Raw genomic sequence first — 9908 nt, 5'->3', positions numbered from 1 at the left:
TGGTATCCGATTGCCGTGCGACCCAACAGTCACACCACAGGCAAATACCACGCCGTCGGAACCGGAAACCGCCAATACCCGCCCGCCATGCGACCAGCCAGTCGCACCACAGACAGATACCACGCCACAGGAACCAATAAGAACCCATACCGAACAGCCATGCGACATCTCAGTCACACCGCAGGCGGATACCCCCACCATCAGCCCCTGCCACACCCACAATCGGCCCGCCGTGCGACCCAACAGTCGCACCACAGGCAAATACCCCACCATCGGAACCGGAAACCGCCAATACCCGCCCGCCGTGCGACCCAACAGTCACACCACAGGCAGATACACACAGCCCCCACCAACACAAAATCCCGCCATCCGTAACGGTAACGGATGGCGGGATCCTGTTGGCTTGGTCTACCGGCAGGTCAGGCTACAACCCGGCCGCCGATACACCACGTGGCCACGTGGCGAATCAGAACTCGCGGTTGGCGCGGTAGAACTTGATCAGGCCCTGGGTGGAGGCGTCCTGGGCGGCGAGCGCATCGTCGTCCTTGGAAATCGCCGGGGTGATCTGCTTGGCCAGCTGCTTGCCGAGCTCGACGCCCCACTGATCGTAGGAGTCCAGGCCCCACACCGTGCCTTCGACGAAGGTGATGTGCTCGTACAGGGCGATCAGCTCGCCGAGCGAGAACGGGGTCAGCGCCACGCCGAAGATCGACGTGGTCGGGCGGTTGCCGGTGAACACGCGGGCCGGGACGATGTCCTCAGGCGTGCCCTCGGCGCGCACCTCGTCGGCGGTCTTGCCGAACGCGAGTGCCTTGGTCTGCGCGAGGAAGTTGCCCAGGAACAGCTCGTGCACGTCCTGGTCGCCGTCCTTGGTCGGGTTCGGGGTGTTGACGAACGCGATGAAGTCAGCCGGAATCAGCTGCGTGCCCTGGTGGATCAGCTGGTAGAAGGCGTGCTGGCCGTTGGTGCCCGGCTCGCCCCAGAAGATCTCGCCGGTGTCGGAGGTGACGGGGGTGCCGTCCCAGCGCACGGACTTGCCGTTGGATTCCATGGTCAGCTGCTGCAGGTACGCCGGGAAGCGGTGCAGGTACTGGTCGTACGGGAGCACCGCGTGGGATGCGGCGTGGAAGAAGTTGCGGTACCACACGTTGAGCATGCCGAGCAGCACGACCACGTTCTTGTCGAACGGGGTGTTGGCGAAGTACTCGTCGATCTCATGGAAGCCGTGCAGGAACTCCTCGAAGCGGGCCGGGCCGAAGACCACGGCGAGGGAGGTGCCGACAGCGGAATCCACGGAGTAGCGGCCGCCAACCCAGTTCCAGAAGCCGAAGGCATTGGACGGGTCGATGCCGAACTCCTCGACCTTCTCCAGGTTGGTGGAGACGGCGACGAAGTGCTTCTTGATGGCGTCGGCGTTCTGCGCGTCGGAACCGTCGATGGCGCCCTTGGCCTTGAGCTCTTCGAGCAGCCAGGTGCGGGCTTCGCGGGCGTTGGTCAGGGTTTCCAGCGTGGTGAAGGTCTTGGAGACGATGATGAACAGGGTGGTCTCCGGGTCGAGGCCCTTGGTCTTCTCGGCCAGATCGTTCGGGTCGATGTTGGAGATGTAGCGGGCGGAGATGCCGGCATCAGCGTACGGCTTGAGCGCTTCGTACACCATGACGGGGCCCAGGTCGGAACCGCCGATGCCGATGTTGACCACGGTTTCGATCCTCTTGCCGGTGACGCCCTTCCACTCACCGGAGCGGACCTTGTCAGCGAAGGCGTAGATGCGGTCGAGCGTGTCGCGCACGTCCTTGACGACATCCTGGCCGTCGACGATGTACTTGCCCTCATCTTCGACCGGGCGACGCAGCGCGGTGTGCAGCACGGCGCGATCCTCGGTGTTGTTGATGTGCACGCCGGTGTACATGGCCTTGGTGCGCTCGTCAAGCTTGACGGCCTTGGCGAGGTCGGCGAACAGCTTCAGGGTTTCCGGCTTGATCAGGTTCTTGGACAGATCGAAGTGCAGGTCGCCGGCATCGAAGCTCAGCTGGTCCACACGGCTCGGATCCTCGGCGAACCACTTCTTGAGGCTGATGCCTTCGTTCTGCAGCTCGTCGTAGTGCTTCTGCAGGGCAGCCCACTCAGGAGTCTTGGTGGCGTCAACTGGCGGATTGATGGCCATACTTGGTCCTTTCTTCATAATCGAAGCGATATCTTCCCGCTTGTGTGACAGGCACGCAGCACGGAATGACATCGTTTGCTTCCATGTGACAAGATACTCACAAAATAGGACAGAACCGGACAGCCCTCGATGCCGTCCGGGCGAAGCCGGTCACAGCAGCTCGTCACGGCCTTCCTGTCGCAGATGCGCCACCATATTCTTGACTTCCTGGCTGCGTGCACGCGGCGCGACGAGCAAAGCATCCGGCGTGTCGACTACGACCATGTCGTTCACGCCGAGCAATGCAATCGTTCGTCCTGCGGCGGGCACCACCACATCGCCGGCGGAATCGATATAGGACACGTTTTCGCGATCGCCGAGAATCTTGATGTTCTGCTGGTTCGCGCTCGGCAGCAATGCGGCGACGGAATTGAAATCGCCGATATCATCCCAACCGAAATCACCCGGGATCATCGCCACGCCGCCCTGCACGCTCAGCGGTTCGGCGACCGCGTAATCGAATGCGATTTTCTCGATGCCCGACCAGTGAGTCGCCATCGCCTCGTCGACCGCATCACCGCCGGCAAGGTACGCGTCCGCGATAGCTGAAATCGCGTCGTACATACGCGGCTTGTATTCACGCAAGTGGCCGAGCAGCACATCCGCGCGCATCACGAACATGCCGGCGTTCCAACGGTATTCGCCGGTGGACAAGTAGGCCTGGGCGGTCGCGGCATCGGGTTTCTCAACGAACCGCTCGACCAGCCGTGCACTCGGGGCTTCGGGCACGTCCGCGGCCAGGGAACGGCCCTGATGGATGTAGCCGAACGCCGTGGACGGGCGGGACGCAGCGATGCCGATGGTCGTCACATAGCCGGCGCGCGCAGTGGCGACGGCCTCACGGACCGCGCGGGCGAAGGAGGCAGCGCCACGAATCACATGGTCCGCGGCGAACGACCCCACCACGACGCGCTCGCCATGGCGACGCGCCAACACGGCGGCGGCAAGGCAAATCGCGGCAGTGGAATCGCGCGGAACCGGTTCGGCGAAGATGTCGTTGCCGTCAAGTTGCGGCAGCTGCTCGCGGATCGCCGCGACATGCCGCCAACCCGTACTCACCGTGACATGGCCCCGCCCCGCAACGCGTTCCAGCCGGTCGTAGGTGGATTGGATCAGCGTGCGACCCTGGCCGAGCAGATCGTAGAGGAATTTCGGTTTGGCCTCACGGCTCAGCGGCCACAGGCGGGTTCCCGTGCCGCCGGCGGGAATCACCGCGTAGAAATCCTGATTTTCATTCGCTTCCGCGCGCCCGCTCAGCGACTGCGGCTCCTGCCGTTCCGTCGTCGCCACGCCCGGAGTATCTTGCGGTTCACCGTGCTGTGCATTCTGTGCATTCGCGTCGATCATGCTGCTCATGGCTCCATTGTGGCACAAGCGTATGGCACAGGAATGCGGTATAGAAATACTGCGATGCTGATGACGTGTGCTTCCAATCACGAACTTCTGGCATGTTGTGAGGCCGGGGACGCGATTCCGAAGGAAGAATGTTTGAGGGGACGAAATCCGCGAAATGGAATGTCGCAGAACGGAATGTACACAGAACGGAGTGTGCACAGAACGTAATGCACACAGAACGGCAAAAATCTCAATATCTCGACGATTTACACCATGTCATCGAGATTTTCAGAACAAAGTCTCAATATCTCCTCGCAAATCCGGATTTTCCCGATTTATTGAGATTCCGCACTCGGCATCACAGACGGCGAGCAGTAAAGAATCGTTGAAATTCCAAGCTTTTTCACGACTAACCATCATGCTCGACGCATCGAGAAATCTCAATATCTCGTCTAAATTGCCGTTTGCGCGAGTCGTTGAGACTTTTTTCGAACAATCTCTCAACATCGCGGCTCGAACGGGAGATATTGAGACTTTGGTATGGTGCCCGGGCAATCGGCGTCGGGTGCTCAAGGCGGAATGGATACGGAAACGAATGGCATGAGTCGAAGCATGTCGAGACAGCGGACTTGCATCCCGTGTCCTTGCCGGCCGCAGGGGATGGAACCGAGTTTGCCGTGCAGGCCGGGGGTTGTCAATCGCGCGTATGCCAAGGCATACGCCGTATGCCGGAAGCAAGCGCCCGGCAGGCCTGATATGCCGGTAGCGGGGCGCCGCGTATGCCCGGGTATGCGCGGGCCGGCGAATGCCAGGCGATCTCGTCGTTCCCCGGCACCTTCCGTCTGGTTGTGTATGCCGCCGCATACGCGAAGAAATGGAATGCCTGAAGCAATACCCTTGGTTCCTATATGTCGGGAAAGACGAATTGATGATGCGGCTTGATGCGTGGCTTCAGACGCGGTTGACCATGACGTTGCCGGATGCGGCTTACGGTTCCGGCGTCGGACCGACTGTTATGTCGCTGCAGATGAGGGGTGTTCGATAAAAGCCTGAAGCAATGACTGAAACGGCTGGAAAGGCCAAAACGACGGGAAAGCTGAAAATGCAGGGATCTGAAAGCGCTGGAAAGACCGGAAAGACCGGAAAAAAATGAGGAGGCTCTCAGGCCTCCTCATGATCGTCATCGTTGTCACTGTCTTCCGACATCAGTCGGTCGAGCGCGGCGAGCGTCGAATCCATTCTGAGTATTTGCTCAGTCATGGTCTGTCCTTCCTTTCTCGATTGATGATGGTTGGATGCGTCGGGATTATCCGGCAATGCGCATGAATCGCGCAATCATGAATATACCCGACCGGCGCTTCGGCTGCGTGAACGGAAGGCTGATTTCACGGTAATTTTACGAAATGATTGCGTAACCAACCGGTTGATGACAACGTTTCTATCCTTGTGAATGCCAGCATCCTATCGGTATGCGAGGATGCCGGCAGAAGCGCAACCGCCATCGTTTGCAGTGGTGATTGGCGAGTGTGTTTCGCTGTGCGCGCAGAGGGATTCATGGAGCGTGCCGTGTTGAATGCGTGTGATGCACTGCAGCAAGCGGGTTGCAAGAGTGAATCGGCTGCGCGTCCACGACCACGGAATCGGGGGCGCGATTCGTGCCGTCTGACCGAAATCGTGGGCAAACTGTGGGCACAACGTGGGCAACACATTGCGTCGTGGCGTGCAGTTCCCGTTATCGGCATGATTTTGATTGTGCTTTCGGAGCTTTCGGATGTTGCACGATTTGGGGCTCCGCCAATAGTCGTGCCGTTGTGCGTCAGCGTGTTTCGCTTGGAATTCTGCGGTTGCCTGCGGTCTGATGCGGCTGGCTTGGCCCGGTGGTACATTGGACAGGTCGCGCGCGTGGCGGAATTGGTAGACGCGCAGGATTTAGGTTCCTGTGACTTTGTCGTGAGGGTTCAAGTCCCTTCGCGCGCACTGGTGTATGTGCCCCGGCATCGGCAGAATGATTGCGATGATTGTCTTGGGGCTCATACCAAGGGAAATTGGTGCGACAACGCCGTCGATTTTGCAATATCTGGAGGTTCCGGTATAGTAAAGGACTTGTGCGCGAGGAGCGTATGCTTCTCGGGCAACACGCCACTTTAGCTCAGTCGGTAGAGCGGCTCACTCGTAATGAGCAGGTCGACAGTTCGATTCTGTCAAGTGGCTCCGGTACGGCACGTCGTTGGGCGTGCCGTTTTGTTTTACCCTTTTTCGCATGCAATGGCATCCGTCAAGCCGTGGGAAATGGGTTGCATCACAAAATGTGTGTCTGGCGCGACGGCTCGGTAATGAGTGTGCCGATCATTGTTTTTCACAAACTGGTTACGCTGGGCGAGGTGCTAGCGTAACCAGTTTGTGGAGTGATTGACTGAACCGAGGCATCGGGTTGAGGGACAACGGATGTGTCCGGTGACGAGCATGCGACGGCGTTGGATGGTGCTACCGCCGATATGCCGGATGAATAAGCGCACGATGAATCACCTCACGACACGCTTACTGTCATCAGGACTCAGTCACATCATGAGCACCACGTTTTTTCCTATACGACCGAAAACGCAGCCTACAGCAACGTCTCGGGCACTATTCCACCACGCCCGCACGCACGCCGCACTCACACCCGCACACCCCACCGCACGACGGACACATCCCGCGCGCCGACGCAGCCGAATCCTATGATGAACAGCGTCACCGTCCGTCAGACATCGCAACATCGCAGGGAGGAAAGACGTGCACACACTCATCCAACCGGTCACCCTGCTGCTCATCATCATGGTGGGCTACGCGTTCAAACGCTTCGGACTGTTCGGGTCGCGCGATTACCGGGTGTTGCAGACCGCGGAGTTCGATCTCATTTTGCCCGGCGCCATCATCTACTCGTTCGCCACGCAGCCGCATGACATCCGCCTGCTGTGGATTTCGCTCTTCGGGTTCGCCGCAGCCGCGGTACCACCCATGCTGATTTTCCTGTTTACCCGTCACCGCCCGGTTTCCCAGCGCGCTTTTATCATGCTCAACGGCGCCGGATTCAATGTCGGCTGCTTCTGTTTCCCCGTATTGCAGGCATTTTACGGGTCTGCGGCGTTGGTGCCTGCCGCGATGTTCGACGTCGGCAACTGCATCATGGTGGCAGCCGGGACGAATGTGCTCACCCAGACGCTGCTGCATATCGCGCCGGGAATGACGCTTGCCGAGCAGCACGCGGGCGACGCGCCGACGCTGCCCTACCGACGCCCGTCAGACCGGGATGCCAAACGACTCGCCCGGCGCACGTTGGGGCGTCGTATCGTGCGCGGATTCGTCTCATCGGTATCGTTCGACGTGTATATGGTGATGATCGTCCTGATGATCGCGGGCGTCCGCATTCCGTCCGGTATCGCCGATATCGCGCAACCTTTCGCCAACGCGAACTCACTGTGCGCGATGCTCATGGTCGGCATGCTCATGGACGTGCCGGCCGGCCATGCGGATGTCCGAGCCGTAGCTGAGGTGTTGTTGTGGCGGCTGCCGTGCGGCATCGCGTTCGCCGCAGCCGCTTGGTTCCTGCTGCCGTTCGGCGCCGAGGTACGGCAGGCGGTCGCGCTGTGCTGCCTCGCCCCGATTGCGGTGTTCTCCACGATGTTCACCGACAAGGTGCTGGGCAATGCGCGGCTTGCCGGGTTCTCGCTCGCGTTGACCGCAGTGGTGTCGTTGACATTGATGACCGTTGCGCGGATGGCGCTGCTCGGCTAAGTCGTTTATGAGCCCCGGAGCGTAATCCCCCTACCGCGTCACCAGTTGCGCGATGGCCGGAACCAGAGCCTTCAATGCCTTGCCGCGGTGCGATATCGCGTTCTTCTCATCCGCGCTCATCTCGGCGGATGTCAGTTCGGGGCCGCCCGACACCCGGGCAGGCTGATCATCCGGCACGAACAGCGGATCGTAGCCGAAACCATGCTCCCCGCGCGGCTTGCGGATAATGCGGCCGGGCATCTCGCCGATTTCCACGTGGTCGGAGACAATCGGATGCAGTCCGTCGGCGTCCGCACCCGGCCCGGGCACTGCGAGCGCCGCCGCACAACGGAACCGGGCCGTGCGCTTGTCGTCGGGGATATCAGCAATCTGCTTGAGCAACAGCTCGTTGTTCGCCGCATCATTGCCGTGTTCACCGGCCCAGCGGGCGGACAGGATGCCGGGGGCCGCGCCCATTACGTCAACAATCAGCCCGGAATCGTCGGCAATCGCGGGCATGCCGGAACGTTGTGCGACGAACCGCGCCTTGAGCAGCGCGTTCTCTTGGAAGGTGACGCCGGTCTCGACCGGGTCGGGCAGACCAAGCGAGCCCGCGGAGACGAGTTCGATTGGCGCGCCAGCGAGGTCTTCTACGAGAATTCGGCGGATTTCCGCGAGTTTGCCTTCGTTATGCGAGGCGACGACGATGGTGAGTGCCAACGTGATTCCTTTCATCGATTTGGGTTGGGTTGCGCGCGGCGGCGGCCGGATTGGTCGGTCCAGAACCAATCACCCGGAACCAATCGGCTCGAAACCGACCAGCCTGAGGCAAAATCAGCCTGAAACCAATCAGTCCTGGGCGAGCGCCGCAGCCTGGGCGGCTTGCAATTCGCGGTTGCCCTTTTCGGCAAGGTCAAGCAGGATCCCGAGCTCCGCGCGCGTGAACGGGCGATGCTCAGCGGTGCCTTGAATCTCAATGAACGTGCCGGAACCGGTCATGGCAACGTTCATGTCGGTCATCGCCTTGCTGTCCTCCACATACGGCAGATCCAGCATCGGCTTGCCGTCGATCACGCCGACAGACACCGCGGACACCGCATCCTTAATCACCTTGTCAGCGGATTTGATGTGCCCGTTCTTTTCGGCCCAACGCAACGCGTCGACGAGCGCGACATACGCACCGGTAATCGATGCGGTACGCGTGCCGCCGTCTGCCTGCAGAACATCGCAATCCAACTGAATCTGGTTCTCCCCCAGCGCTTTCATATCGATGACGCCGCGCAGGCAACGCCCGATCAGACGGCTGATTTCATGGGTGCGGCCGCCGATCTTGCCTTTGACGGATTCACGATCGGTGCGTTCCGAGGTGGCGCGCGGCAGCATCGCGTATTCCGCGGTCACCCAGCCCAGTCCACTGTCCTTGCGCCAACGCGGCACGGACGGCGTGAAGGTCGCCGTGCACATGACGCGCGTATGCCCGCATTCGATGAGCACCGAGCCCTCCGGCGGTTCGGTGAAATGCCGGGTGATGCGCACCGGGCGAAGTTCGTTGACTTTCCGCCCGTCCGCGCGGGTGAGGTTCATATCGACTTCCAAGGCGAGCCGTGATTGCGCGTCGTCCTTAGTATCCGTCTCGTTCTCGTGCGCCAAATCCGTCTGTGTCATGTCTGCCTCGCGTTCTTTTCTGCAATTATCTGCAATGTGCCGGGCCTACCGGCGTATCATCCTTCGTACGCTCTCAACCTAGCACAGCGCAACGCCCGCATGTCCGAGACAGTCGCCGTGCGGCACCGTTCACTGCGAGCGCAACAGCGACTTCTCAGGCAGAATCCGGTCAACGAGGAACACGGCGAGCGCGACCAGCAGGAATCCGATGACAAGGCCCACGATGTTGACAATGAACTGGCTCCACCCCAGTTGCCCCAAATCGATGAAGGTGTACGGGTACGGGTTGCCGCCAACCGACGGGCCCGAATGCGGCCACAACTGCGCGCGAATCACCACAAAGGCGAGATAAATCGGGAAGTAGCCCATCCAGCTGAGCACATAGCTTGGTTTGAACCGCCGGTGCTGGTCGAACAGCAGAAAATCAACCACGGCCATGACCGGTGCGATGCGATGCAGCATCGTATTGGTCATGATGCCGAGCACTTGGGGCACATAATGCGGGTCATCTGGTGGCATGAGCAGGAACGCGACCAGCGCGGTGATGATTGCGTACACCGTTAGGCAGCCTTTGAGCCATGCGGGCGGTTGAATGCCTTTGAGCAGGCTCGCGGTGCCGGACCACAGCATGACGATGCCGAGCATGAACCCGGTTTGGAATGTGAAATACACCCATCGATTGGGAATCGTCCACGCCTCGTATGTGCCGACGAAGCACAGCGCGGCGATTGCCAGACGCCAGACACCCGCAATGAATCTCATACCGTCAGCTTACGCCCGCCCCGCCTCACCGTCGGCACAACCCTCTGTCGACACTCACCCCCCCTCAGCGTCGGCAGACCCTTCCACCGACGCTTGCACGGCGAGTGCCGTCGGACTACGCTAACCGGCAACGGACCCAATCACGAGAACATCACGAGAAGGACAAATCATGGTTGATTACTCACCGGCA

6 protein-coding genes and 2 tRNA genes are annotated in these 9908 nt (G+C 60.5%); 3 read left to right on the top strand and 5 right to left on the bottom strand.

Annotated elements, in window-relative coordinates:
* Positions 1 to 466: 466 nt before the first annotated feature.
* Both pgi and ACI38B_RS04535 read right to left on the bottom strand, forming a co-directional pair.
* The gene (gene pgi, locus ACI38B_RS04540; protein ID WP_439729709.1) at positions 467 to 2164 is read right to left on the bottom strand and encodes a glucose-6-phosphate isomerase; all 1698 of its coding nucleotides are present in this window, start codon (positions 2162 to 2164) and stop codon (positions 467 to 469) included.
* A gap of 150 nt (positions 2165 to 2314) precedes the next feature.
* Positions 2315 to 3559 carry a mannose-1-phosphate guanylyltransferase gene (locus ACI38B_RS04535; RefSeq protein WP_439729701.1) on the bottom strand — a complete coding sequence of 415 codons (1245 nt, stop codon included), beginning with the start codon at positions 3557 to 3559 and terminating at the stop codon, positions 2315 to 2317.
* 1875 nt (positions 3560 to 5434) lie between these two features.
* Between ACI38B_RS04535 and ACI38B_RS04530 the strand changes: the two genes are divergently transcribed.
* The 3 genes from ACI38B_RS04530 to ACI38B_RS04520 all read left to right on the top strand — a co-directional run bounded on the left by ACI38B_RS04530 (position 5435) and on the right by ACI38B_RS04520 (position 7312).
* Positions 5435 to 5515, top strand: a tRNA-Leu gene (locus ACI38B_RS04530).
* 161 nt (positions 5516 to 5676) lie between these two features.
* A tRNA-Thr gene (locus ACI38B_RS04525) sits at positions 5677 to 5749 on the top strand.
* 561 nt (positions 5750 to 6310) lie between these two features.
* The gene (locus ACI38B_RS04520; protein ID WP_439729700.1) at positions 6311 to 7312 is read left to right on the top strand and encodes an AEC family transporter; all 1002 of its coding nucleotides are present in this window, start codon (positions 6311 to 6313) and stop codon (positions 7310 to 7312) included.
* Between the two features lie 30 nt (positions 7313 to 7342).
* On the opposite strand, the gene ACI38B_RS04515 is transcribed toward ACI38B_RS04520, so the two are convergent.
* The 3 genes from ACI38B_RS04515 to ACI38B_RS04505 form a co-directional block, all read right to left on the bottom strand.
* Complete coding sequence (locus tag ACI38B_RS04515; protein WP_439729699.1) at positions 7343 to 8026, bottom strand: non-canonical purine NTP pyrophosphatase; 684 nt, start codon at positions 8024 to 8026, stop codon at positions 7343 to 7345.
* 114 nt (positions 8027 to 8140) lie between these two features.
* Positions 8141 to 8875: a ribonuclease PH gene (rph, locus tag ACI38B_RS04510; RefSeq protein ID WP_273303459.1), complete on the bottom strand. Its 735-nt coding sequence runs from the start codon at positions 8873 to 8875 to the stop codon at positions 8141 to 8143.
* Between the two features lie 210 nt (positions 8876 to 9085).
* Positions 9086 to 9718, bottom strand: coding sequence for a Pr6Pr family membrane protein (locus ACI38B_RS04505; protein WP_439729698.1), 633 nt, complete (start codon positions 9716 to 9718; stop codon positions 9086 to 9088).
* Positions 9719 to 9908: the final 190 nt, after the last annotated feature.

The organism is Bifidobacterium sp., from assembly GCF_051876855.1.
Classification (GTDB): Bacteria; Actinomycetota; Actinomycetes; order Actinomycetales; family Bifidobacteriaceae; genus Bifidobacterium.
The sequence above is the reverse complement of the archived record's forward strand: the minus strand, read 5'-3'. Positions and strand labels throughout refer to the sequence as shown.